This window comes from Planctomicrobium mucosum (assembly GCF_051466335.1).
Taxonomy (GTDB): Bacteria; Planctomycetota; Planctomycetia; order Planctomycetales; family Planctomycetaceae; genus Planctomicrobium.
In genome coordinates, this window is sequence record NZ_CP195793.1 from 106,498 (window position 1) to 131,294 (window position 24,797).

General features: G+C 54.1%; 21 protein-coding genes and 1 pseudogene. 2 read left to right on the forward strand and 20 right to left on the reverse strand.

Going from position 1 to position 24,797, the window contains the following annotated elements; all coding sequences use genetic code 11:
- Positions 1-34: 34 nt before the first annotated feature.
- From SH668x_RS00430 to SH668x_RS00520, 19 genes are all read right to left on the reverse strand, one after another.
- A complete protein-coding gene (locus SH668x_RS00430; RefSeq protein WP_437186735.1) occupies positions 35-994 on the reverse strand; it encodes a HamA C-terminal domain-containing protein in 960 nt (319 codons plus the stop codon).
- The gene (locus SH668x_RS00435; RefSeq protein WP_437186736.1) at positions 991-1,863 is read right to left on the reverse strand and encodes an AbiJ-NTD4 domain-containing protein; all 873 of its coding nucleotides are present in this window, start codon (positions 1,861-1,863) and stop codon (positions 991-993) included. The genes SH668x_RS00430 and SH668x_RS00435 overlap by 4 nt, the downstream gene beginning before the upstream one ends.
- Positions 1,850-2,200, reverse strand: a complete 351-nt coding sequence (locus tag SH668x_RS00440) for a DUF2513 domain-containing protein (protein ID WP_437186737.1) — start codon at positions 2,198-2,200, stop codon at positions 1,850-1,852. Before SH668x_RS00440 ends, SH668x_RS00435 begins: the two co-directional genes overlap by 14 nt.
- A 163-nt stretch (positions 2,201-2,363) precedes the next feature.
- The gene (locus SH668x_RS00445; RefSeq protein WP_437186738.1) at positions 2,364-2,897 is read right to left on the reverse strand and encodes an NUDIX hydrolase; all 534 of its coding nucleotides are present in this window, start codon (positions 2,895-2,897) and stop codon (positions 2,364-2,366) included.
- Complete coding sequence (locus tag SH668x_RS00450) at positions 2,890-3,519, reverse strand: GTP pyrophosphokinase (RefSeq protein ID WP_437186739.1); 630 nt, start codon at positions 3,517-3,519, stop codon at positions 2,890-2,892. The genes SH668x_RS00445 and SH668x_RS00450 overlap by 8 nt, the downstream gene beginning before the upstream one ends.
- On the reverse strand, positions 3,516-4,538 hold the full coding sequence (locus tag SH668x_RS00455) for a hypothetical protein (protein ID WP_437186740.1): 1,023 nt from the start codon (positions 4,536-4,538) through the stop codon (positions 3,516-3,518). The genes SH668x_RS00450 and SH668x_RS00455 overlap by 4 nt, the downstream gene beginning before the upstream one ends.
- Before the next feature lie 932 nt (positions 4,539-5,470).
- Complete coding sequence (locus tag SH668x_RS00460; protein ID WP_437186741.1) at positions 5,471-5,905, reverse strand: type II toxin-antitoxin system VapC family toxin; 435 nt, start codon at positions 5,903-5,905, stop codon at positions 5,471-5,473.
- Positions 5,902-6,147, reverse strand: a complete 246-nt coding sequence (locus SH668x_RS00465) for a type II toxin-antitoxin system Phd/YefM family antitoxin (protein WP_437186742.1) — start codon at positions 6,145-6,147, stop codon at positions 5,902-5,904. The genes SH668x_RS00460 and SH668x_RS00465 overlap by 4 nt, the downstream gene beginning before the upstream one ends.
- Before the next feature lie 68 nt (positions 6,148-6,215).
- Positions 6,216-6,641, reverse strand: coding sequence for a DUF6876 family protein (locus tag SH668x_RS00470; protein WP_437186743.1), 426 nt, complete (start codon positions 6,639-6,641; stop codon positions 6,216-6,218).
- Positions 6,589-6,906 carry a hypothetical protein gene (locus SH668x_RS00475; RefSeq protein ID WP_437186744.1) on the reverse strand — a complete coding sequence of 106 codons (318 nt, stop codon included), beginning with the start codon at positions 6,904-6,906 and terminating at the stop codon, positions 6,589-6,591. Before SH668x_RS00475 ends, SH668x_RS00470 begins: the two co-directional genes overlap by 53 nt.
- Positions 6,907-6,993: 87 nt before the next feature.
- Positions 6,994-8,055: an integrase core domain-containing protein gene (locus SH668x_RS00480; RefSeq protein WP_437186745.1), complete on the reverse strand. Its 1,062-nt coding sequence runs from the start codon at positions 8,053-8,055 to the stop codon at positions 6,994-6,996.
- 910 nt (positions 8,056-8,965) lie between these two features.
- The gene (locus tag SH668x_RS00485) at positions 8,966-10,033 is read right to left on the reverse strand and encodes an IS110 family transposase (RefSeq protein ID WP_437185134.1); all 1,068 of its coding nucleotides are present in this window, start codon (positions 10,031-10,033) and stop codon (positions 8,966-8,968) included.
- Between the two features lie 972 nt (positions 10,034-11,005).
- Complete coding sequence (locus SH668x_RS00490; protein WP_437186746.1) at positions 11,006-11,884, reverse strand: hypothetical protein; 879 nt, start codon at positions 11,882-11,884, stop codon at positions 11,006-11,008.
- Positions 11,885-11,932: 48 nt separating this feature from the next.
- Complete coding sequence (locus SH668x_RS00495) at positions 11,933-12,895, reverse strand: hypothetical protein (protein WP_437186747.1); 963 nt, start codon at positions 12,893-12,895, stop codon at positions 11,933-11,935.
- Positions 12,896-13,101: 206 nt separating this feature from the next.
- Positions 13,102-14,013 carry a replication protein RepA gene (locus tag SH668x_RS00500; RefSeq protein WP_437186748.1) on the reverse strand — a complete coding sequence of 304 codons (912 nt, stop codon included), beginning with the start codon at positions 14,011-14,013 and terminating at the stop codon, positions 13,102-13,104.
- 30 nt (positions 14,014-14,043) lie between these two features.
- Positions 14,044-14,277 carry a hypothetical protein gene (locus tag SH668x_RS00505; RefSeq protein ID WP_437186749.1) on the reverse strand — a complete coding sequence of 78 codons (234 nt, stop codon included), beginning with the start codon at positions 14,275-14,277 and terminating at the stop codon, positions 14,044-14,046.
- Positions 14,219-14,908 (reverse strand): ParA family partition ATPase, encoded by a 690-nt coding sequence (gene parA, locus SH668x_RS00510; RefSeq protein WP_437186750.1) that lies wholly within the window; start codon positions 14,906-14,908, stop codon positions 14,219-14,221. The genes SH668x_RS00505 and parA overlap by 59 nt, the downstream gene beginning before the upstream one ends.
- A gap of 282 nt (positions 14,909-15,190) precedes the next feature.
- Positions 15,191-15,580 (reverse strand): tail fiber domain-containing protein, encoded by a 390-nt coding sequence (locus SH668x_RS00515; RefSeq protein WP_437186751.1) that lies wholly within the window; start codon positions 15,578-15,580, stop codon positions 15,191-15,193.
- A complete protein-coding gene (locus tag SH668x_RS00520; protein ID WP_437186752.1) occupies positions 15,504-17,852 on the reverse strand; it encodes a hypothetical protein in 2,349 nt (782 codons plus the stop codon). The genes SH668x_RS00515 and SH668x_RS00520 overlap by 77 nt, the downstream gene beginning before the upstream one ends.
- A gap of 868 nt (positions 17,853-18,720) precedes the next feature.
- On the opposite strand from SH668x_RS00520, the gene SH668x_RS00525 reads away from it, so the two are divergent.
- Positions 18,721-23,259: a DEAD/DEAH box helicase family protein gene (locus SH668x_RS00525; protein WP_437186753.1), complete on the forward strand. Its 4,539-nt coding sequence runs from the start codon at positions 18,721-18,723 to the stop codon at positions 23,257-23,259.
- Here SH668x_RS00525 and SH668x_RS00530 read toward each other — a convergent pair.
- Positions 23,170-23,481: pseudogene (locus SH668x_RS00530) on the reverse strand (hypothetical protein); the annotation flags it as partial. The gene SH668x_RS00525 and the pseudogene SH668x_RS00530 sit on opposite strands and share 90 nt — an antisense overlap.
- 66 nt (positions 23,482-23,547) lie before the next feature.
- Between SH668x_RS00530 and SH668x_RS00535 the strand changes: the two are divergent.
- Positions 23,548-23,841 (forward strand): hypothetical protein, encoded by a 294-nt coding sequence (locus tag SH668x_RS00535; protein ID WP_437188599.1) that lies wholly within the window; start codon positions 23,548-23,550, stop codon positions 23,839-23,841.
- Positions 23,842-24,797: the final 956 nt, after the last annotated feature.

The following is a 24,797-nucleotide window of genomic DNA, read 5'->3' on the forward strand; positions in this document are numbered from 1 at the left end:
TCGACTGTAGCAGTCGAGAAATCTGTCACGAGTATTATTGTCCAATGTCTATCCCCAGTAGCTCCCGGTAGAACGCTTTTCTGAAGTCTCCCACCGAGACAAATGGTATGAACAGGAAGTGGAATGAAAGATGTCTATGCGAATATGCTTGGAAACGTGAGTTCAAAAGGTCTCGGATATTCTTACAGTACCCTCGATACTCTCGTTCGAAGTCATCGAATAATCCGTTTCTATCGGTTGCGAGTCGCTTGTACTGACTCCAATCCCAACCGATCAGGCACGAATGAATGATGTGGCATTCATCAATCGCTGTTTCTCGATTCACCCATGCCGTTACACGTCGCTGGAAGTCCGCGTCGAGGTGTTTGAAGTGAGCTGTAACTAAGTTAAGCTCTTCATCTAATCTGTTGAGTTCATAGATGTCCTTGACGCTTTCCATGGCATTGGTCATGGCAGATCCAATATCCTGATAGAGCTTTGCTTCTCCCAGGAAGACGTCAAGGTGTTCGTCTTTGTGGTCCCATTTGACATGAATGCCATCGGCACCTTTGATTTCATCCTTTGGGTTTGTTTTCAACTCCATCTTGCATACGACCTGAGGTGCCCCAAGAGCGGCTTCGAGGAGGAAAAATAGCAGCAGTTCTCCCACTTCTCCGGAATCTTTTAACTTGCGGAAGTAATCTCGTGCAATCATGAAGAGCTCCCCCTCATCTTCATCATAGTCCGACCGAGACTTTACAAGTGCTCTTCTTCTGGCGGAGAGGCAGAAGCTGACGACATGTTTTGCAAGGGCTTTTGCGAGCAAGTTGAATCGGGGCTCCTTGGTCGTCTGATCAAATCTCACGAAATGCAATGTTACATCGATATTGCTACCATCAATCGTGATCTTCTCGTCTAGCGGTGCAAGGCATTTGGTAAATCGCTTCTCGCATACCTCAAGATAGTCCTGAAGGGGAGGAAGGAGATTGGGAATCGGAACGGTTCCAGAAGTCATTGGCCAGCAACTCCTGATTTGTGGATCAAGTAGTTCACAAGAGTGGCAGAAATGCCGACGACTAGCATCGCCTCTTCACGTGTTGGATCGTTTCCCTCTTTGCCGTGCCGGGCATTCTCCGAAGCATATCCCCAGAGCTTCTCGACAGCGGAATCGATCGGTTTCGGAAACAATTCTGGGTGTTTCTTGATCAGTTGCCCCAAAGTAGGCTTGGAATCGCCTGCCGCGTCACGTACCACGCACTCAAGAGCAGCCATTCCATGTTGAATGGCACCTGATGTATCAGGAGAAGGTCGGCGAGAGAGATCTCGAATGGCTTCTCTCAACTCCGTAATAGCAGTTGGCTTCTCGGTTTGCGTTAGGTTTTCTTCGGAGAATTTTAAATACGCTTCGTAGCTATCTTCTCCACGAGCAACAACCAGCCCATTGTCTAATTTCCAACCAATACCGAACTCAGCCATCACTTTACTGATCTGGATTTCAAATTCTCTTTGTTTGGGCGATTGTTTGTCGATGGAACATGCGGTTGGCGAGGAAAGATGACGGTAGATTGCCTCGACGATGTCATAGACACGATACCAATGGCTATTTTCAACAAGCCATTCTACTTCTCCCCACACGTTGGGGTAAGGAGACCAATTGTTGGGGTCTGGCCGCTTACGCAACACGCTGCAAACGATTTCCCTCAGATCGTAGGGTTCGATAGCGCCTTCGCTTTTTGCTATCATCAAAACGGCATGACGGAAGTCCTCTGGAGCGTCTTCCCAGATTGTGATCGGAGGATTGCTGACATGAAATCCATGTCTGCTTGAAAAGGAGTCGCTTGGCACCTCTGGGCCCTTTATAGTTGTGGCATTACCTAATGCCAAACATGTCTTTGCAGGTCTGGATCAAAACAGCTTTGACCACTTCAAACGGAACCGAAGCCGCTTGTCCTTTAAGTTTTGCCATAGTCTTGTTCCAAATCGTGCCGTTCCGGGCAGCGTCAAGAAATTCATGACCGGACCAGGTAAGAGATCTGGCAGCCCAGCAAAAACCTGAACTGGAAGAGAGATTGTTTCCTTCAAGCAAACCAGCTTCGTGAAGAAGCTTCACGTGATAACTCACCTCGACTGGGTCGTGCTGCGGAATGCTCAAGTTGACCCAGCCGCGAGGATCGTCCCCACTTGCTTCAACCGCCAGGAGGATATCTCTGACCAATTCCATGTCCCGCTTCATCGTTTGCCCATCTTTCTTTTTAACGACGCTTGATCCAAGACGAAGCAGTAATTGCCCCTTGTTCCTTCCCGGTCTCCTCAGCCAAGCCCACTGCTCGATTCGTCAATCTAAACAGAAAAAACGTAGATGGTCAGCCGCCCTGGAGAAGCAATCAGATTTTATTTATCTTGAGAAGTCGATCGAAGATCAGGCGAATGAGTTCCTGCTTTCGGTGAGAGTTTGTTTGCAATCGATCTCGAATTTGGTCGATCGTGAGCCACTCGTGATTAAACAGTTCGGCATGGTTCAAAATCACTGGAGTCGATATAGGCAATTTGATCAAAGCCCCATAATAGGACTTGCCTCTCATGCCGAGAATCGAGTGTTGTATGTCTCGCTCTCCTTTTTGTTCCGGTATCACTTTTCGACCTATCCATGTGGAACGACGATAATGGACCTTTTCCTCGGCCAATCCAAGTTCAGCGTTTAAACCGCGTAATGCAGCTACCTCAACGGACTCTCCTGGCTCAATACCTTCCTGCAGGAACATCCAGGCCTGCGGCTTTGAAGAAGGGCAAACCAAGAGGAACTTGTCCGCGTCGGTTGCCTCAATGAGACACATGACTACCGGTCGGAACCCCATCACACGGTCTCGCATGCGACGGTCGTAAACGGCCCGAGCTGCGATTTTAATCCAGTCAAGCATCGGCTTCTCCATCTTCTGGCTTCTTGAGCAGTTTCTCGTATAGCTCATTCACAGCACGATCGGCCCCCCATGCCTGGGCCGCGATGTACGCAGTCAATTTCTTCTCCTCAATGTCGAGCCGGGATAACTGCTTATAGCCGATCTTGTGATTGGTTTCCGACCATGCGTACTGGAAAAGCGTCTTAATCTGCAGCTCAAAGAACCGTATCGGCGGGTCTTGAGTGAGAGGACTCCATACGTCCGTTGGAATGAACAGTATGAAGTGTCGTCCGATATAGCCAAACTCGTAATTCGATTCTGGCTGGAGCAACTTCTTCTCAATGGAGGAGAAACTGTCCTGTATGATAGATTCGATAACAGCCACATCTGCAAGAAATCGAGTAGTGACCAAGGCACCGATCTGATCTTGAATCTGGTTGAGGGGATCAGAGTATCTCGGAGTTTCACCATTCTTGCGACCTGCCTTTTCCAGAAAGCTCTCCATTCCTTTCGGGCGGGTCTTGACGCTGCATACCCCGGAATGCTGTCCAAGGACTTCTTCAAGGAATTCTTCGATTCCCTTCGCAGCAGGGGTCAAGAAGTTGCGAAACCGTTGCGTGTACTCTTCCTGTAAGGTAGTCATGGCCTACCTTTCTTGAATCTCATGTCCGCTATGACACTCTGAGTCTTAAACAAGATTTCCCCGGTCATTGCGTCCATGACCTTTTCTTCGAATACTTTCTCGAATTCTGTCGACGGAGCCGAAAGGATTGCCCCATTTTTCAGTTCGACGGATTTAAATGACAACACTTCCGAGAAAGAGGTTTTGTCGAAGAGGAATTCCTCATTGAAGAGGTGATCAGTCTTTGCCTTTTCTTTTAGGGCTCCGGTCGCTTCAACCGAAAGTGCGTACTTTTTTGCGATCGAACGGGGGCTGACCTTTTTGCCCGACAAGTTCGGTAACAAGCGTGCCAGAGATCCAAGCTCACTTTTGACGGCTGGGCTAGTCGCCCCTTTAACCGCTTCCTTGATCATCTTCGCAAGTCGTGTCGATCCGACTCTCGGAGTTGTCAGGCAATTCGAGAGCAGGAACTCGATCACCCAGTAATCCGAAGCAGAGCGAATCATGTCTGCATTGAGTTGATGATCGACGACATGCCCATCCCAGTAACCTGACTCGGGGGCGGCATGCTCATAGAGAGCGGCTTTGTACTTCTTGGAATTCTTCATGAACACCTTCTCCAGGTATTCGACGTTGAGGCCTGTTTCGTTTTCTTCGGCCAGAATCCCGACATCAGCAGGAAAGCGAGAGACAACGGTCCGAATGCTTCCTCCTTCTTCACCCCGTACCAAGAAAAGCAATCCCATGCCAGAGGTTCCGTCCGTGACACCCTGAAGCCGTTGTGCGAGCTTAAGGCCCTTGTGCTGGTGGGGTTGCGTCGCATAACTGGTAATTAGCTCACGAGCCTCGTTCGTTTGGTCTGCCGAAGTGAAGGAAATTGCCGTCGTACATTCTCTTTGTGCCTTTTGGTAGACGCCGGCAAGCATATCATAGAGCTTGCCCGACAATGGCACCGTCGTTCCGCGAATCACAGAACGATCCTTCTCTGGAACATTCTTTCCATGGTGGACCAAGTAACTATGTAGATGGGTTATTGACATGGATATAGATCCCATTTAAATAGACGCTGGACGGGGAAGTGAAACCGTCGTTCGAAGTTTGCCAAAGCCATACTCTGGCATCGATGAGCTTTAAGGATTGATTCAATAGCTCGGTTAATCGCGATTCGTTGATAGTACCTGGGAATCTTCCTCAAGTTTCGGAAGTCTGAGACCAGTGGTGTATCTGCTATGGTTTCTGAGAGAGCCTGACCCTGTCGGTATCGGAGCCACAACTCATTCGGGCCGGGGAACTTTTCACCATCTTTCTCTCGAGCCGTGAAAAGGTCGTACTCTATGATGTTGGCGGCGTACGCGAACCTCAGGCCCATGATGGCTGTACCGTCATTGGCCTGTTCCAGTCCGTCCTCGCCTGATCGTATGTTCGATTTGGCCTCAACCACTGCCAGTGTGATGTCCCTGGCGCATCGGAGTAAGAAGTCTGAGAACTTCCTGATGAACCGCCTGGGTTTTCTGGCGGAGACGATTATGCGTCCATCCGTAAAAGCGGATTGTTCGCTGTAGAAATGCTGACCGCCGTCCCAGCCGGATGATTCCAGCTTGGGGCGAACGAGAACACGGCAGGTGTCAGCTACGATCATGGCCCGACTTTAAGATGAGCTCGAACGATGATGCCCTACTCCTTTTACAGAACCATAGGTAGTCGCATCCAGCCCGATCCATCTTTTTATATATGATAAGGTTACGGATCACAATTGTTCCAATCGACGATGGGAGTGGGAGAAATTGGGATGAAAGAAGCCTTACAATTGCGGTAATTGCATGAATAGTACTTAGATTTCATCTCCTGCAATCTTGGTGAGTTCTATCAGGAACAGGTTGAAACAGAGACGCTTGTACCACTCTTCTTTGAACCAAGTACCTTCCACCTCCCCAGCCAAAGATGAGAACATTCTCACTTCCTACGGTTCGGCTTATACCGTGCCAAAGCGGTCGTCCCAGGGATTGACGAGCATCACGCCGGTGGCTTCAAAGTCCGCAACGTTGCGGGTCATCAGGTGCAGGCCGTGCCGCAACGCGGTGGCAGCAATCAGGCCATCGACTGCTGGGATCTGCTTTCCTTTTCGCTCCGCCTTGGCTGTCACCTCCCCCCAGATGACGGCCGTCTCTGTATCGATAGGCAGGATGCGTTCGTGCGCGGTCAGAACGAGTTGTTCCAGCCAAACTGACAGCGATCGCTTTTTCGCACTCGCATTGAGCTTGTCAATTCCCTTGCGTAGCTCGCCAATAGTCAGCACGCTGAGATAGATCTCTTCCACCAGCAGTGTCTCAAACCGCTCTCTTACCAGAGGATTCCCTTGGCGACGCTGGACCTCGGAGAGAATACACGTGTCCACCAGAGTTCTCACAGCTCCAGCTCCCGGCTGCTGGACGTGTCACGCTTCAGATCGAGCCCTTCCAGGCTGGGGCCACTCAGGATCAGTTCCTTGAGGCTGGGGCGGGTTCCGATCAGTCGCAGGTACTCGTCGCCGTCCAGAACAACATACTGGCGATTGCGACGGGTAATGATCTGGGCTTCCTGCTCAGCACGATTGAGCACTTCGCTCAACCGGCTTTTGGCCTCCGCGATGCTCCACTCAGAATGAGACATGTGCACTCCCCCCTAAACTAGTCCAACTAGTCAAATTGTCTCACGAAACCGACCGGGTGTCAAGAACTTCAGTATACGCTGGGCAACAGCAACGTCCAATGCCTGCCATCGTTCTGAGCCCAGACGTCGATTTCATCGAGCGGGAAGTCAGTGAACGGGATCGCTTGCTGGATGAATTCCGGTTCGCCCGTGTCCGGGATGGCTGTGAGCAACGCGGAATGGTCTGGTTTAACGGCCAGCTTCCAGAAGTGCATGAGGCTGATTCGGTCATCCTTCCGGGCCGCCTTTCGAAACTCGTCGCTGGCCAGATGCGAAGCAATGGCATCGATCAGCCAGTACGCTCCACCATTCTCTGCCAGATATTGAATTCCTTCGGTGTAGATGACAGCCCGATTGAAGCTATGCCGGAACCACTGTGCCGATCCGGTAAACTGGGCCAGTTCAGTACGGAGCGGGTTCATCTGGACCATCGGAGTGGGTAGCTTCGCGGTCACCTGCTCTCAGTTCCTGAACCTTGCCAAACGCCTGTTGAGCGAGAAATGCGACCCGCAGTAGATCGTCGGCCGGGATCTTGTTCGTGTCGTGATAACCGCTCTCATCCTTGAACGTGCGGACGAGTTCAGCGTTGTACCACGCTCCGCGTTCTCCCTGATTTCGCCAGATGACACATTTGAGGTTTCCCTGACGCAGTGTGGCAGCAGGGCCGTTGTGATGGGCAGGCGTGGATTCTTTTGCTTGAGGTTGCGATCGTTTGGGCATGGCTGTTCTCCTTGTTCCCGAATCCCATGCCACGATTCCCCTGCAACTGTCAAGAAGTCACTCCTGACGAACTCTGACGGTCAATCCTTAAGCCGCCTTCCTCTCAAATCCCTGCACCAATCCGCCGACGTAGGACTTCACCCGAATCTGGTCGAGTTGGACTGTTTCGACCTGTTCCGGCTCGTTGCGGACTGGCGGAAGGTGATCCCGGACCATACTGGAACGGGTCGTGTTGTAATACTCGGTAAATTCTGTCAGCAGATGGTCCAGATGCCGTTTGCCGAAAATAATGAACTTACGAAGACACTCATTTTTTAGCGTGAAAATCGCCCTCTCACAGCGTCCGTTTAAATTCGGGCTGGCCTTGGGCAATTTGTTGGTCCGCACACCGTGCTGCTTGAGTTTTTCCACGAATTCCTTCGTGAACTTCGTGTCCTGATCGTGCATCACGATCGATGGCGTTTCGTCACGGCTGAACGTTTGATCGATGAACCGACCGGTCTGCTCTGTCACCCAGGCCGAATTCGGATATTGCGTGGATTCCGAAACGATGATTTCCCGGGTGGTCATACACAGCCAGACCAGAACATACATCTCCTGGAAACCGCGTGTGGTGACCGTTTTCACGCTAAAGAAGTCAACGGCCCACAATGTCTTCGCATGCCTCTCGATGAAGTTGTCCCAGCTGTCGGATGTCCGATCTGGACCGGGGACAATGCCCTCCTCCTTCAGAATGTTGCGGACCGTTTGACGGCTGATTTTCTTGATACCGAGCTTTCGGAGTTCGCCGATGATCCGCGTATAGCCAAAACCGGTCGCCTTGGCGATCTGGATCACCAGCTCACGCAGTTCTCTCGGCTTCCGCTGACCGCCTTTGGGGTTCTTCTTTCGCTTGGGCTCCCCCTCCTCCCGCAGCCAACGGTAAAACGTCGATGGGCTGACGATCGTCAGCAGCGATTCGATGGCCCGTCCCAGTTGCTTCCCCAGTGCCAGCAGCCGTTCCCGCTCATGCGGCTTTGTATGCACCTGTCCGGGAATGCGTGCCCGCAGGATCTTGTTTTCTTCCTTGAGGAACTCAACATACCGGGCCAACTCACGGTCCGTCACAGAGGCAATGAGGGCCAGCAAGGGGTGGAAAATCGCCGTCATTTCGGTATTGTCTCAATCTGTAATCTGGACTGGATTTGCAGTTTGTTTGTACAGCGCCTCGTTCCTGAAAACAGCAGCTACGAATCGCTTAAACACGTTGATTTGAAGACCCCGGAAACAGGTGTCGTTACAAACAGAAAAAGCCGTCAGAGACGGCTTGTGGCAAGAGGAAGATTTGATGCGGGGAGCGGCTAAAGGCCGCATGCTCCGGCTCATGCAGAAATGCCATTCAGGCAAGTGAGAACATCCGCTCTGTCACAGATGTTGTCACTAAATCCTTGCTAAAGGATGGAATCCTTAGCAAAATATGGAAATTCTGGAAACGCCGAGATGCGTTTCGTAGCGAGCGGAAACTCTTGTGGATTAAGCCTTTTAGCGGAATTTCAGCACCCTGCCCCCGAAGACCTACGGAACCGTTCCTGAAAGAGATTGTCAAGCGGGAGAGAGTTTTCCTGGTGTGAGTCTGTAAATCGAGCGGCAAAGTTCTGGGCTTTGTTTCGAAGTTCATGTTCTGTGGGCTGGATTGCGTTTTGTCTTGAGTGATCATCTCACCGGTTGTCGTTGCTACGGGATGTTGCAATCGTTCTTGTCGGATGCGATTGCTCCACACACATTCCTTCGCGAGGCACGATCCATGAGAATCATGGATCGCTCTGCTGCATTGAGCAGACGCAAAATTATCGAGATGCGAATTCCTCTCCGAAAAGCCTACTCCATTCAAAGGGACGTGCCTGCCTGCTGGACCTGTTCGTGATCAGCAGCGACATCCACGGTTCCGTACGAGTTGGACTGATCGGGAGGGATCTCAGGCGATGTCACTCACCTGGATCGAACAACCGGGGTGGACCTGGAAGTAATTGGTCTCCTTTGATTCAGGTTGGAAGGATGATGACGCATCGATTCTGTCTGCTCAGGCTGTGGCAATGGCTCGACACTCAAAGTAACTTTGCTGCTTGCTGAGGATGTGCCAGATCACCGTGGCCAGCTTCCGCATCACCGCCACCCGGGCCACGCCACTTCCCCGTCGTCTCTTGAGCTTCTTGTACCATTCCCGAAGACGTCCGTCTTTGCGGAGCACCTGATACGTCACCTGGGCCAGCAGCCAGCGGGCTGTGTTGTTGCCCGCTTTGGTGATTCTCCCCAGCCGCTGGTTGTTCTCTCCGCTGTTGCGGCAGCCCGGAGTCAGCCCCCAGTAGTTCGCCAGACTTCTGGCTCGCGGAAATCGCTGCACATCGCCGATCCCAGCGGCGAGCGAAATGGCTGTGAACGCTCCGATCCCCGGCATGGTCTTCAGGAGTTGGGCATTGGGGTTGTCGCGGCCTCGCTGGGCGATGAGCTGCTCCAGTTCCAGCAACCTCTCCTGGATCTGCCTCAGGTCCGCCAGCAGAAAGTTCATCTCCAGTCGATCAATCTCTGGTAAACAAATCTCTCGCAGCCAGGCGATGGCCTTCATGGTCGGAAAGGTTTTTGTAGGAAGTTCCCATTGCAGATTGTGTCGCCGCAGGATGTGCTTGATCTTGTTGACCAGCTGCGTCTGAGCCTGACCGGCCTCCTTCCGCAACGTGCTGAGCTTGCGGTTCTCCTGCTCAGAAGTGCTGCAGATGTTGACCTGCCGCAACCCGCGAACGGGCTTGCCCTCCAGAAACCGATCACGGTTGACCCACAGCAGTTCACTTAGCGATGCAGCATCGCGTCGATCGGTCTTACAGCGTTTGCGTTCCTCCGGCTGAATGAGGATCACCTTGTGACAGCGGTAATCCCGCAGCATCCGGATCAGCCAGTCGTTGAAGCCACAGACTTCCACGACTGCGATGAACTGTTCTTCAAGCTGCGCACACCGCCGGGTGAGCTGATCAAAGAACTCGAGGACCTTCTCTGGCTGCGTGGACACCTGCCGTGCGAGAAGAACATCACCCGCCTGGTCACGGAGTGAGACAGTCAGCTGACGGGCATGTTGATCGATTCCAAGAAAGAGCATGCGAGGATCTCCTGTGAGAAAAGGATTGGAACACCCCCACACTGGAAAATCCCACCCCCAATAGCAACTCTTTCATCGATATCAAAGGGAAATGCCCACTCAATAACCGCGGTCGATTTCAACGAAATGTTAAAGTGAGAGCATAGATTTTTTTGGGGCCGTCAATCTCAATGGCAATAAACATTTTGGAACGATATCGCTCGACTTAAACAATTATTTCCGATATGCACCGCCAGTCGTACAACAATTATTCTATGGCCCGTCATATCCCGGTCCCCAGAACCAAAGCTCTCCTGAATTTCGATCCAATTGACCCAGCTCACTTGGTTTCAGAGAAGAATGACGAGGGGAGACGCTGAAGTCTTCGCAACCATTCAGCCATGAAGAAAAGGCATCGATCAAGACTGGAAGGCCGATATTCGTCATTTGTACGCTCGCAATACCACCCTCACACTGAATGTGCATTACCCTCAATTCCTCGCTTTGAGGGACGAACCTCAACTTCAGCGTATTAATAGATTTTTTTCGGCAACACGCAGCGAAAGTGAGAGTCAGACTGGAGGGGCAGGCAGTGCCTTTCAGTTCTCGCAGCGCATCAAGAAGTTGACCACCGATGCTAGGCACCTCGTGAAACATGCAAAGTGATGGTTGCGTGAGACCAAGCTTCCGCTCATGGACCCAGATATCAACTTCGAGGTTTTCATATACGGATTTCACCATGCGGCTAACCAAAGAAGTGTTGACAAATGCTGTAGTTTCTTACCTCTGGGCATGTGTTCACTGTTTAAGAAGTGGACAGCTTCGGTGAGGCACCTGCACACTCAAGGGGCATTGCTCAAAACAATTCAAATTCACATATATTGCAATGAGGCTATGCCAAACTCTCCCCTGCATGAATTGCGGATGCGTAAAATGCCGCCCCGCATGCTTCCTATTGTTTCTATAGGTTTTGACGCAACTTCATGTATCCTTTTACTTTGAACTGCCGAAGAACTCCTCTTCTGAATACGTCTCAATAATCTCTCCATCTTGCCAAAGTGCAATCGAAAGTACAGTGCCATCGGCATCAAATGAAATCGACAATGCAGGAACTCCGTTCTTGTCTCGAATTGTAACAACGTATCCGATGAGTTCTTTTTCTATCTGACGGCTAATCTCACGGCCGACGTCCCCTCCCATCGCGAGTAGTTCTCCAGGGTTGACCCAATCTGCCAGTGCAAGCCAACTATCTTCGCCACACCAGTAGCTGAATGTGCATGCATTGGCGATACTTGGACCTGGATAAGGATTTGTATACGTTTCAGTTACTGATACCGAAAAATCCGAATCGATTGCGGCGTCTGCACCAGACGACAGCAACAAAGTAGCGAGGCCACCGTAGAAAATATGTCGATTCGGAATCTTGTCAAATTGAATGTGTCGTGTTCCGGTTCCAATTACTTCGCCGAGTAAATTGCGTATTTGATGCCCAAGATGTGTTCCGCCTTTTAAAATCTCGCCTGTGGCCTTCGGTCCGCCGAGGTTGTTTTGAATTATATTGCCCACCTTCAGAGCAGCTTGACGGCCTCCAGTAACAAGCACATCGAGCCCTTCACGTGCGCATTTTCCGGCAAAAAGTTTGGCAGCTTGCTGTTCCGTGAGAATGACTTCGACTCGGACTAACTTACCGCCAACTCGCCGAACAACCCATCCGATAGCCTTTGCCTTGCCTAACCCGCTTGGGTCGATGTCGTTCACTGGATTGTTCGCGACGTATCGCAATGAGTTGACTAATTCGATTTCGATTCCAGGGAGGATCGATTCGGCAGTTTCGGTTGATTGGCTCGAGAAAGCAGGTTTTCCACTGATCATTTTGAAGCTCCCTGATTAATGATGTGATTTCTGCGATGAGAAATGGTTTCAGTCAATCATTCGAGCAGTAGATGGCTCAGGCTTTTTGTTCATCTTTTGCGTGAGAATCCCCGTCAACCGGTTACAGGCTGCCTGGTAAAGTTGGGCATTCGATTCTTTGCACCACTCGGGGATTTGCCACAGTCGGGGATCAGGATCGTGTATGCCATACCGATTCGCTGCGTCTTGCTTCGCATGTTCGAACATCGAGGCAATGATCCACTCGTTGTGGAAGAAATAGTCCAGCGGGTCCAGCTGACAGGCATGATAAAGTGCATTGACTGCGTCTGAGGGGCGGAGATTCCACAACAGACAGATTCCCCGGAGATGCAGAAATAGGGCAAGTTCCTGACGCGGCGTCAAATCTGTGAGAAAAAGACCACCTTGAAGTGCCCTCGGATAGATCGGTAACGGCCAAGTGTGATAGTGCTGATCGGGTGTTCGATAATAGCCCTGATTGGTGGCTTCAATGTTGAACCGTTCGCCATCAGATCCCACCCAGCGACAGAAAAGATGGGCTCTGGTCTTCACCAGCCGGATTGGATAGCCGAGCCGTCTGCCGATTGCAGTAAAGATGACCGGCGCAGTACAACACGTCGCCGGATCTCCAGTCAATAAGACTCCATGTATGAAATGAAGACTTGAGTTGCTGCCGTCATAGATATTATCGGGATCGAGGCACTCCGTGTTCAACGTCAAGCCAACATGGCGGTAAAGTACCGAAAACATTGTAAGAATTCGGTATTCTGCTTCTGAGAGGTCATCGCACATCGGAAACTTGGAGCGATCTCTCAGGGCGTTGTTTATTCCTCGTTGAACGAGAGCGGTCCACGACTCAAGCACTCGCAAACATGCCGGAATGTCCACAATTTCGGACCCCGGAAGTTCAACGGCACTGTCCAGAGAGATCTCAGCGATGTCTCGGTGTGAGAGTTGTTCGTTACTGAGCGAACACAAATTCGCGTAGTCCATGAGATTGCCCCAATCAACACGGAACCTGACCAGCATGATTGTACAGTTGCAGCCACTCAAGATCAAACGCTTAATCTAACATCATGAGATGAAGTGCATTCTTTCCATTTCTACCGAGGCACCACGTGGTGGTGAGGAAAGTGGTTTCGATGTCCACAACCATGCGAAATTCCGGGATTCTTCGACTGAGTTGGGATTGAGGAATGTCATTCAACCAGCTTGCGTTTTGATGCCCCAACAGCTGTCCTCCCCGGGCGGATCACGATTCCGCCGTTTACGTCTTCCAGATCCAGTCCCGGGAACACGGCCTGCACTTTGCGGAGGGCGGTTTTGGCGCGGCGTTTGAAGTCCTTGACGTCGGAATAGTCGCCGCCGAACTGTTTCATCAGCCCGCGCCAGGGGATGAACGTTTCTCTTCCGTCCTGATTGATCCGGAACGTGCGGTAGGTGCTCCACGCATACAGATCGAGGGCGAGGGGGGATTTCTTGAGGGCATAGAGCGCCCGTAAATCCACCGGAACGGGGGCAGCGGTGATGGCATCGAAGAAGCTTTCTCCCAGTTCGATCCAGCTGCCAAACAGGCTTCCCTGCTCTGGCATGCGGTGGCTCCACCAGAGTTCCCCTTTGGGGGCAACCGGCATGTCGAGCCATTGCTGGCCGAAGCGGTCGCCATCTTCAAGCTTGAGTTCAAAGCTGATCTTGGCCCGGAACAGCCGTTCCATCTGGTTCTTGAGGCGGCCGATGTTTCCCTGTCGTCCACCGGTGGGGGAAAGATCCAGCTGCCGCATGAACGAACTGAGCGAATCCCCCAGCAGGATCTTGCGGTCCTGTTTGCGGACTGCTTCGGTCGTGATCCAGAACAGGAGCAGGCGGGGGATGGTGCCATACGGCAGTCCCAGGCAACGGGTCTTTCCGGTGTCGGGATCGAGCACCCAGTCCGGTTTGATGGTCAGCGTCAGGTTCCCATTGGAACGGCCCCAGACGGGAATGTCGCCGGGATTGCTGTGCGGAAGCGTCACCTGCACCAGATCCCGGGCCATGAACGCCTTGTCCCGGTCGTCGGGGTTTGGATCGAGATGGATCAGCTCCGCTGCCCGGACGATCCGCCGGGTTTCCATGCCTGATTTTCCGGAATCGAGGAGCATGGCTCAGACCGGGAAATCGGGATCGCTGTACTTGTCCAGATACTCGGTGGCGGCCCGGATGATGATCGACGTCAGCGTGACATGGCGCCCTTCGGCAATCGCCTGCAGCTTGAGCTGGCGGTGCAGGCTCTCCGGGATCAGCAGGTTGAGCCGGGCCGACTCTTCGCGGACCGCTTCATCAATGGCGGCCTGCTTTCGCTCGTCGGTGCGGCGGGATGCTTTGACTTTGAGACTCATTGAGGACCTCCAATAACTCCTTCTTGATTTTGATGATTTCCTTGGCGGCCGGTCCGTGCGGTTCGGACTGGAACACCGTTTTTCCTCCGGCAGCCGAGGTGGGATAGACCACCCGCTGGGAGGTGCCTGTGTCGAGCACCGGGATCTGGTATTCGGACAGGGCTTTGACGACGTCCGTGGAGAGCCGTGTTTTCTTGATGAGGCGACTGATGACGAACGCTGCTGCCGGTTGGCCGTTGGTCACTTCCCGGCGGGCCAGGATGATGTCCACCAGATCGGCGCAGGCCCAGATGTCGTACGGCGATGGCTGCACGGGGATCAGCACCAGATCTGCCGCTTTCACGGCAGCGGCAGACAACCGGGCAATCTGCGGAGCCCCATCGATGACGACATAATCGTATCCCTTCGAGACTGCCTGCAGATCTTTGGCGAGTGTTTCCCGATCCAGTCCAATCACCGGGATCAGTTCGCCCCCGTTGACTTCGTTCCAGTCCCGCAGCGATCCCTGCGGATCGGCATCCACCAGCAGCACCTTGCAGCCATCCAGCACGAGGGCATGGGCCAAGTTCGTGGCAATTGTGGTTTTGCCGGCTCCGCCTTTCTGATTGAGAACTGCAATCGTTCTGGTCATGTTCCCCCGATGAAGTGGTACAGCGATGCACGCTGCGTCATTTCTTCATCGGTAGCACGGCAAAAGCAGGAACCCAATGGTGAACTTCGGGACGAGGGGAGTTGTCCACAGGACGTTGAATGGTCGGTCCTGCATGTCGATCAATCAGGACCAGGCGCAAGCCTTCGGCTCGGGCTCAGCAAACGGGGTGTGCCCCTGTGTTCGCTCGACCGCGATCGGCCTCAGCTGTGGTGCAGGCCGATGCGACGGCGAGGCGAACGGGGCCAGCCGGGATGCTGAACTTCAGGGAGAGGAACTGCCGGTGCGTTCTTCCAGACGGCGAAGGCGGGTTTCCAGCGTGTCGATCTGGTTCTCCAGCCGTTCGATCGTCTGCTGCTGGGATTGGATTTCCGTCTGCTGTTCCTGAACAGCCCGGATCAGCGGAGCAATCAGGCCGATGTAGTTGATGGATTTCGTGCCGATCTCATCGCTAGCCGTCCGCACCAGATCGGGGAACAGCGGTTCAACATCCTGGGCGATCAGGCCGAGTTCGGTTTTGGTCTCCCCCTGCATCACAAACGAGACCGGTTGCAACGCCGTGATCTTCACCAGCTGATCAGCGAGGGGAACGATGTTCTCCTTCAGCCTGCGATCCGAAATGTCCTGAATCTCCCCCGTAATACTGAATGTCACCCACGACGTCGAGAGCCGTCTGAGGCGTGGATTTGCCGATGGCAAGGTGCCCCGCAGAAGAAAACACGGCCAATGCGGTTCCATTGTCATTCTGCCATTCGGTCAGGTTGGCGGTTTGGGAGATATATCCGCGGAAAATCGCTCCTTTGGCTGCCGCAGAAGACGCATTCGCATGCAGCATGGCTTCAGGGGCTTGCGAACCAATGCCGACCTGCCCACCCGCAGCCATCCGGACTTTTTCCACGCCTTCGACCGAAAAACCGATTGAATCGGATGTCGGGAAAAACATTCCTTCTGTATGGGGTGAGGAAACCGTAGAGTTTGCGCGAAATATCGGGACAGCCGCAGAACCTCCGTTAGAGGGGCCGACAAACTGAGATCCATAAACGGTATTGCTTACTCGCACTACGCCGGATACATCAAGATTGAACTGAGGCGCCGCCACGCCGATACCAACATACCCTGCGCTGCTATAGACAAACCCAGCCGTACCTGCCGAATTCTGGATTTCCATCAAATTCGCCGTTTGCGATGCTGCCCCCTGGACGATGAGCCCCTTTGCACCCGCCGAGGCGGCGTTGATATGCAACATCGATAGAGGCGACGATGTGCCAATGCCAGTTTGCCCATTCTCCTGGATCCTGAACAATTCGACGAGATTGAGCGATGTTTGCGTCGCGGCATTCTTGTTGACGGCAAAATACTCTTGCGTTGATGTGTTCGTGGCATCGATGTTGATGAGAACTTTATTTTGCGCTGCAAGCAGGCCAGTGGCGGAAAAGAGGATATCTGGAGAGAAAGAGGTGTTGTTTGTACCGTAGAGCTTCATCGCCCAAGAAGAATCTGCGGCGCTATTTTTTATTTCCATATCCCCAACGACATCCAGTGTGGATTTCGGTGTCGCCGTCCCAATCCCCACTTTGCCGTCTGCCGTGATGCGCATCCTTTCAAGAACCGACGAACCGGCATTGAACGTGATTGATCCGTCGGTATTTTTCAGGGAAAGATTGTTCGCCTGATTCGGATAGGATGAACCGTAATGGGCCAGATACCCGCCGTAGCCTCCCTGATCACCCATCAGGCGCACCGTCGTATGAGTCGCGGGATTGTTCGAATCCAGCAAGACACCAGTATCAGAACCATCCTGCTTGACATGAATCTTCGCCGTGGGATTTTGCGTGCCGATTCCAAGCCTTCCCATGCTGCTCCAGACAAAATTAGATATTCCCGCCAGAGCAGAGTTGTTGTTGAAAATGATCGCACGGTCCGGCCCCTGCGCGAAATTTCCGCTCCTCACCGAGGCCGCCGTAAAGCAGTTCAGGCCGTTTTCGTCGCAATATTGCGACGCGCCCGCGGCCCCCTCGACATCAACCTTGAGCGAGGACGATGGATTGGGTGTGCCGATGCCGACAGAGGCATCAACGATGAAACTGCCGGGTGTACGGATGACATTGGCGGCATTTCGATAGAGATACGTCTCTACAACGCTTGAAGAGATGTCGGTGGTCGTATTGGCCCAACCAATACGCATATCGGATTGTACCTGCAAGACGCCGGAACTTGTAAACAGGAAATTATCGCTTCCCGTATTCGTGCCCACAAAGAAGTCCGTTCCTACAGTAGTGGAGTTTCCGAAAGTCATCGCCGCTCCCGAGGCATCGACAAAGGTTGCGCCGCTGCCGCCACCGGCGCCTGTCGTTCTTTTGAAATACAACTGGTTAAAGCTGTCGCTCTCAATATGCAAAGGATATGATGGCGACGCTGTGCCGATCCCCACCTTCCCCGTGCTGGTGTAGACAAAGGTGCCCACCCCCGCCAGCGCGGAGGAACTGTTAAACTGAATCGCTCTTTCCGGTCCGGCGACTGTTGTGGAGCCCGTCATCCCCTGCCAGGTCGATCCATTACAGATCTGCATCCCACTGGATGTACTGTTCCATCTCAGCCCCCCCTTGCGATCAGCATCGCAATTCAAACCGGTCGTTTCCCCGACGATCACTTCTCCGCCAATGTGCAGAGGTGCCTTGGGAGACGCCTGTTTGACACCGACGTTGGCAGTCGCATCAAACTCCAGCACCCGTGTCCAGGCGGAGCCGTTGCAGATGAGGGTATAAGCAGTTCCGGAGGTCTCGGGCCCCCCCGTGCGGCGGAACTGATGTTGTTCCGCAGGGCTGCAGGGATCACCAGCGATGATCTCCGCGAAAGCCAGTTGAGGAATGGCTACAAACGCGAGACCCCAGAGCCACCGGCGTAATTTGTCTGATTTCCCTGTCATGACGAACCTTCCTGCCGGACCGGTGCCAGCGAATCGTTCTACCTGTCTGCCATGGTCAGCGGGATGTGTCAACCTGCGAGTGGCATGACAGGCCCGTTCCCCCTCGTCTTTCGGTGCTTGCGCCACAATTCTGGCAGCAGTATCGTGATCACATGAATTTCCGGACGGAGAACGGACAGCCACAAGAGGTCGGTGATTTCGCAATGGTCACCCGCAGGCGAAGCTGACGATGGGGGCTCGCAAGAATAAGTGGTGGGGCCAGCAGTCGCTGTTTTCGCTGTTCGGAGCGGCGGCAGAGCCGGAAGCTGTTTCAAAGCCACCTTCGAAAGCCAATCGATCAACTTCCGAACCGTCCAATCCGGCACCTTCCGAACCAGGCACCCATTCCGGGAAGAACAAACAGCTGCGGCTGGATTTCAAAGCCAGTGCTGCCGCCAACCAGAACTCTGCTTCAAAACAGAGATCACAAAGCAACGGCTCAGTTCCGAAACCTCACACTCCAGTTGCCAAACCACCTCAGCAGCAGAAGCGGCTGTTCGACCTGTTTTTCAAGCCGCTCGCCGGTCCGAAGCCAAACAACCTGGATCAGGAGATCGTATCCGAGAATGTCACTGCTGTTCCCGATCCGGTGACAGAACCCCCAGCACCTTCAGTCCATTGGAACCGGACAGCGTCACCCCGATCAGCAGAGACCCCACAGCCGGGCCCAGTCAGTCTGCCTCATTTCCCGACGACCTTCACCGGTGAGAAAGCGAAGGCCCATGAACTCATCGCTGCCATCCGGACGCTGAAAGCGATTGAAGCCGAACAGCGACCAGCCACAGCGGAAGAGCGTCAGACGCTCTCGAAATTCGCGGGATTCGGCGCGTTGGCGCTCTCCATCTTCCCCAACCCGGCCACCGGCCAATACAAACAACCCAGCTGGCAGAAGCTGGGTGAAGAACTGCAATCGCTGCTCACGCCCGAAGAATACGACAGCGCCAAACGAACGACATTTAACGCGTTCTATACCTCTCCGGTGGTGATTCAGGCCATGCACCTGGCTCTGGCCCGCATGGGCATCCCCGAGACCGCGACCCTTCTCGAACCGGGGTGCGGCACCGGACGATTTCTGGGCTATGGCCGTCCGGATCAGTATTTTATCGGGATCGAGCTGGATTCCATTTCCGGGCGCATTGCCCAGGCGATCCATCCCCAACACGACATCCGGATCGAATCGTTTCGTGATACCCGCCTGCCGGAAGACCACATCGATGCGGTCATCGGAAACGTTCCGTTCTCCGATCTGAAGCTGGATCATCACGGGCAAAAATTCTCGCTGCACGATTACTTCTTTGCCAAATCGGTCGATCTGCTCAGACCCGTCGGCGTGCTGGCCCTGGTGACGTCGCACTACACGCTCGACAAACAGAACGCCGCGATCCGGGAGTATCTGGCGGAGAGAGCGGACTTCGTGGGTGCGATCCGGTTGCCGTCCGATACGTTCCGGCGGGATGGGACAGCGGTGGTCACGGATATCCTGTTCCTCCGCAAACGGCCAGCAGGAGAGTCCGTCCATCACATTGATCCCGACTGGCTCGGCGTGTCTCCCCTGTCGATTGAAGGAGCCGACATCTCCATCAACAGGTATTTCCACAATCATCCGGAGATGGTCCTTGGCAACTGGTCCCGGAAGAACCGGCTGTATGGCGACGGTTACAGCGTCGTCTGCAACGGAGATCTGCACATCCAGTTGCCACGGGCCATCGGACAGTTGCCCCAGTTCGCGCCGCTGGCTTCGTCACCGCAATCGGCCCGGCCACCACCACCGGCATTCATTCCACCACACCAGCAGCGGCACATTGATCAAGGGAGTTTCTTCATAGGGGAGGACAAAGTCATTTACCAGTCTCAGGGAGGCGAGGGGGTTCCGGTTGTGTACGGCGGAACCAAACTCCGCGCCGACGGCACACTGGTCGGCAAACGGATGGGAGCACTGATCACGCTCCGGGATCAGGCCCGGCGGGTGCTTCAGTCGCAGAACGAGGACTGGCCCGCTGAACATCAGGAGGCCGCCCGCAAGGAACTCAACAAAGTCTATGACCGATTCGTGCTAACTTACGGCCCGATCAACAAGACGACGTTCAGCGAGACCACCAATGGTACGTCCATCCGCCGAATGCCGAACCTGGTCAAGTTCCGCGAAGATCCCGATGCAATGCTCGTCATGTCGCTCGAAGAGTATGACGAGCCGACCGGCAAAGCGACGAAAGCCGCCATTCTCCAGCGGGACGTCGTCGGCCGCACACCGCCGGTCACGAGGGTACAGTCAGCGGAAGAGGGGCTTCTAGTGGCGCTCAATCAGCGGGGGAAGGTCGATCTGGAGTTTATTGCCCAGCTTTACGGCAAGGCCGAACCATCGATCATCGAGGAACTGGGGGATCTGATCTTCCACGATCCCCACCTTCAGGAATGGCAGACCAGTGATGTCTATCTCTCCGGGAACGTTCGTGAGAAACTGAAATTCGCGGAAGCCGCTGGGATGTCCTATTTCCGCAACGTGTCGGCTCTTTCCGAAATCCAGCCCCCCGACGTGCTCCCCGGCGACATCGACGCCAATCTCGGGGCTCCCTGGATACCGGAGGAGTACATCCAGACGTTTGCATCAGAGCTGTTCAGCGTCGATCGTTCTGCCGTTCCCATTGCCCATCTGCAGAAAGATGCCGTCTGGTCGCTGGATGCCGGTTATGCCGCCCTGCAATCGGTGGCAGCCACGATTGATTACGGAACACCCCGCGCGAACGGAACGTGGCTGCTGGAGCTGGCCCTGAACATGAAATCCCCTACTGTCTACGACACGCTCGATCAGGGAGAACGGGTCGTCAACCAGACCGAAACCCTCGCCGCCCGGGAGAAGCAGAAGCAGATCAAGGAGAAGTTCCGCCAATGGATCTTCACTGATCCCGACCGCACTGAACGGCTCGTGCGGATTTATAACGATCTGTACAACAATCTCCGCCCACGCGTGTTCGACGGCTCTCATCTCGATTATCCCGGCATGAACGACACGGTCCAGTTACGGCCCCATCAGAATGCCGCCGTCTGGCGAGGGATGAGCAGCGGCAACACGTTACTGGCCCATTGCGTGGGGGCCGGGAAGACGTTCACGATGGCCGCCACCGGGATGAAGATGAAGCAGGCGTCTCTCATCAAGAAGCCGATGTTCGTCGTTCCCAATCACCTGCTGGAACAGTTCTCCAGGGAGTTCCTGCAGTTGTATCCCAATGCCAAGCTCCTGATCGCCGCCAAAGAAGACCTGACACGCGACAAACGCAAGTTCCTGACGGCACGGATTGCCTCCGGGGAATGGGACGGAATCATCGTCACGCACTCCAGTTTCGAGCGGATCGGGATGTCCCGGAGTTATCAGGAGCAGTTCCTGCGGGAACAGATCGCGGAATACGATATCCTGCTCTGCGAACACGCTGCTGAGAAAGGAAACCGTCGCAATCTGATCAAGACGATCGAAAAGCAGAAAGCCTCTCGCGAGGAAAAACTGAAAAACCTGCTGGCGGAAGACAAGAAGGACGACGGGCTGGTGTTCGATGAACTGGGCGTCGATCACTTATTCATCGATGAAGCCCATTACTTCAAGAACCTCGAGACTCCGACCAAGATGGACCGGGTGGCCGGAATCCAAACCGGAGGGAGCGAACGGGCGTTCGATGTCTACATGAAAGCCCGGTATCTGGACCAGCTCCACGCTGGTCACGGGGTGACATTTGCCACCGGAACGCCGATCAGCAACACGATGATGGAGCTGTACACGCTGCAGCGGTTCCTCGACCCTGCGGGCCTGCGGAGCCGGGGGATTGAACATTTTGATGCCTGGGCGGCGACGTTCGGGGAAGTCGTCGATTCCATGGAAATCACTCCCGATGGTTCCGGGCTGCGGCCACGGTCGCGGTTTGCGAAGTTCACCAACCTGCCGGAACTGCAACAGATGTTCCGGGCGTTCGCCGATGTGCAGACCGCCGAGATGCTCAATCTTCCCCGTCCCACACTCAAGGGCAACAAACCCGAAGTCATTGCTTGCCCGATGTCGGACGAACAACACGAGTTCCAGCAGGAACTGGTGCAGCGTTATGAACGCATCCGCAACGAAAAGATCGATCCACGGGAGGACAATGCCCTCGCGATCACCACCGACGGCCGGAAACTGGCGATCGATGCCCGGATGCTCGATCCTGTGGCGGACGACTTTCCGGAATCCAAGATCAACCGGCTGGTGGAAACGGTCACCGAAATCTTCAACCGGACCGCCAGCCATCGCGGCACGCAGATGATTTTCGCGGACATGGGAGTCAACCCGACGGCGTGGGGGTATTCGCCATATTCCGAGATCATCCGTAAGCTGACAGCGTCCGGCATCCCGCGTGAGCAGATTGCCTCCATTGGCGACGCGGAGAGCGATGCCAAGAAACAGGCCCTGTTCAAGAAGGTCCGGGAAGGAGCGGTTCGTATATTACTCGGGAGTACCCAGAAGATGGGAACCGGGACCAACGTCCAGAAATGCTTGGCAGCCCTGCATCATCTGGACGCCCCCTGGAAACCCGCCGAAGTCGAACAGCGGGACGGGCGGATTCTCAGACAAGGGAACGAGAACAAAGAAGTCTCGATCTACCGTTATGTGACTGAAGGAAGCTTTGACGCCTACATGTGGCAGGCACTGGAAAACAAGGCCCGGTTCATCAATCAGGTGATGACCGGTGACAATGCCCTCCGCGCAGCGGAAGACATCGGCGGTCAGGAGTTGTCATACGCCGAAGTGAAGGCGATCGCCTCCGGCAACCCGGCCGTGCTGACGCTCGCGGAAGCAGACGCCGAGTTACAACGGCTGCACCTGCTGAAGAAGAGCCACCTCGACGAACAGTTCCTCGCCCGCAGGAACGTCCGCGATCTTCCCGATCTGATCGACCGCTACGCCGACCGGCTGGAGAAACTGACCGCTGACCGTTCCCGGATGGCACACCACGACGGCGAACCGGTCACGATCAACGGCAAAGCCATCCCTCACAATGATCTCATCCCGGCGCTGACCGCCAGACTGAAGTCACTTCCAGCGTTGATCGCTCACCCGATGAACATCACGCCGTCTCTCAAACCCCTGCACCAGACCGCCGACATACGACTTCACCCGGATCTGATCGAGATTGACCGTTTCCGTCGGTTCGGGTTCGCTGCGGACCGGTGGCAGATGATCCCGGACCATGCTGGAACGGGTCGTGTTGTAGTACTCCGTGAACTCCATCAGCAAATGATCCAGATGCCGTTTTCCAAAGATAATGAACTTCCGAAGACACTCATTCTTCAGAGTGAAAATCGCGCGCTCGCACCTGCCGTTCAAGTTCGGGGAAGCCTTGGGTAATTTGTTGGTCCGCACACCATGCTGTTTGAGTTTTCCCACGAATTCCTTCGTGAACTTCGTGTCCTGATCGTGCATCACGATGCTGGGTTTGTCATCGCGGGACAGCGTCTGTTCCAGAAACCGGCCCGTCTGTTCTGTCACCCAGGCAGAATTGGGATGCAGCGTCGATTCCGACACGATGATCTCTCGTGTCGTCATGCACAGCCAGACCAGGACATACATCTCCTGGAAACCCCGTGTGGTGACAGTCTTCACGGAGAAAAAGTCCACCGCCCACAATGTCTTTGCATGTCTCTCGATGAAGTTGTCCCACCTGTCGGATGTCCGGTCCGGACCGGGGACAATGCCCTCCTCTTTGAGGATGTTCCGGACCGTCTGGCGGCTGATCTTCTTGATGCCGAGTTTCCGGAGTTCGCCGATAATCCGGGTGTATCCGAATCCCGTCGCTTTGGCGATCTGGATCACCAGCTCACGCAGTTCTCGGGGCTTCCGCTGGCCTCCCTTGGGGTTCTTCTTTCGGTTCGGCTCTCCCTCCTCTCGCAGCCAACGGTAGAACGTCGATGGGCTGACGATCGTCAGTAGTGACTCGATGGCTCGTCCCAGTTTCTTCCCCAGTGCCAGCAGCCGTTCCCGCTCATGCGGCTTTGTATGCACCTGCCCGGGAATCCGCGTCCGCAAAATCTTGTTCTCTTCCTTCAGGAACTCGACATATCGGGCCAGCTCACGATCAGTGACAGAGGCAATCAGGGCCAGGAGTGGGTGGAAAATCGCCGTCATTTCGGTATTGTCGCAATCTGTAATCTGGAACTGTGTTGCAGTCCCTTTGTACAGCGCCTCGTCACTGAAAACAGCGTCTACGGATGGCGTAAAGACGTTGGTTTCGGAGACCCAAAATCGGGTGTCGCTACAAACAGAAAAAGCCGTCAGAGACGGCTTGTAGCATCAGGAAGATTTGGTGAGGGGAACGGGCGGAAATCAAATGCTCCGGATCATAAAGAAAAGCCATTCAGGCAGACGAGAACTTCTGTTCTGTCACAGATGATGTCACTAAATCCTTGCTAAAGGATGGAATCCTTAGCAAAATATGGAAATTCTGGAAACGCCGAGATGCGTTTCGTGGCGAGCGGAAACTCTTGTGAGTTAGCCTTTTAGCGGATTTCGAGCACCCTGCTTCGGACGGCCTACGGAACCGTTCCTGAAAGAGATTGTCAAGCGGGAGAGAGTTTTCCTGGTGTGAGTCTGTAAATCGAGCGGCAAAGTTCTGGGCTTTGTTTCGAAGTTCATGTTCTGTGGGCTGGATTGCGTTTTGTCTTGAGTGATCATCTCACCGGTTGTCGTTGCTACGGGATGTTGCAATCGTTCTTGTCGGATGCGATTGCTCCACACACATTCCTTCGCGAGGCACGATCCATGAGAATCATGGATCGCTCTGCTGCATTGAGCAGACGCAAAATTATCGAGATGCGAATTCCTCTCCGAAAAGCCTACTCCATTCAAAGGGACGTGCCTGCCTGCTGGACCTGTTCGTGATCAGCAGC

Bases quoted from the DNA above. Each gene is read 5' to 3' on its own strand.
- SH668x_RS00480 (WP_437186745.1), bottom strand. From the start codon at position 8,055: ATGACGGCGATTTTCCACCCCTTGCTGGCCCTCATTGCCTCTGTGACG.
- SH668x_RS00430 (WP_437186735.1), bottom strand. From the start codon at position 994: ATGACTTCTGGAACCGTTCCGATTCCCAATCTCCTTCCTCCCCTTCAG.
- SH668x_RS00455 (WP_437186740.1), bottom strand. From the start codon at position 4,538: ATGTCAATAACCCATCTACATAGTTACTTGGTCCACCATGGAAAGAAT.
- SH668x_RS00445 (WP_437186738.1), bottom strand. From the start codon at position 2,897: ATGCTTGACTGGATTAAAATCGCAGCTCGGGCCGTTTACGACCGTCGC.
- SH668x_RS00500 (WP_437186748.1), bottom strand. From the start codon at position 14,013: ATGGAAACCCGGCGGATCGTCCGGGCAGCGGAGCTGATCCATCTCGAT.
- SH668x_RS00450 (WP_437186739.1), bottom strand. From the start codon at position 3,519: ATGACTACCTTACAGGAAGAGTACACGCAACGGTTTCGCAACTTCTTG.
- SH668x_RS00490 (WP_437186746.1), bottom strand. From the start codon at position 11,884: ATGATCAGTGGAAAACCTGCTTTCTCGAGCCAATCAACCGAAACTGCC.
- parA (WP_437186750.1), bottom strand. From the start codon at position 14,908: ATGACCAGAACGATTGCAGTTCTCAATCAGAAAGGCGGAGCCGGCAAA.
- SH668x_RS00440 (WP_437186737.1), bottom strand. From the start codon at position 2,200: ATGGAATTGGTCAGAGATATCCTCCTGGCGGTTGAAGCAAGTGGGGAC.
- SH668x_RS00495 (WP_437186747.1), bottom strand. From the start codon at position 12,895: ATGGACTACGCGAATTTGTGTTCGCTCAGTAACGAACAACTCTCACAC.
- SH668x_RS00465 (WP_437186742.1), bottom strand. From the start codon at position 6,147: ATGTCTCATTCTGAGTGGAGCATCGCGGAGGCCAAAAGCCGGTTGAGC.
- SH668x_RS00485 (WP_437185134.1), bottom strand. From the start codon at position 10,033: ATGCTCTTTCTTGGAATCGATCAACATGCCCGTCAGCTGACTGTCTCA.
- SH668x_RS00520 (WP_437186752.1), bottom strand. From the start codon at position 17,852: ATGACAGGGAAATCAGACAAATTACGCCGGTGGCTCTGGGGTCTCGCG.
- SH668x_RS00505 (WP_437186749.1), bottom strand. From the start codon at position 14,277: ATGAGTCTCAAAGTCAAAGCATCCCGCCGCACCGACGAGCGAAAGCAG.
- SH668x_RS00535 (WP_437188599.1), top strand. From the start codon at position 23,548: ATGTCTCTCGATGAAGTTGTCCCACCTGTCGGATGTCCGGTCCGGACC.
- SH668x_RS00475 (WP_437186744.1), bottom strand. From the start codon at position 6,906: ATGCCCAAACGATCGCAACCTCAAGCAAAAGAATCCACGCCTGCCCAT.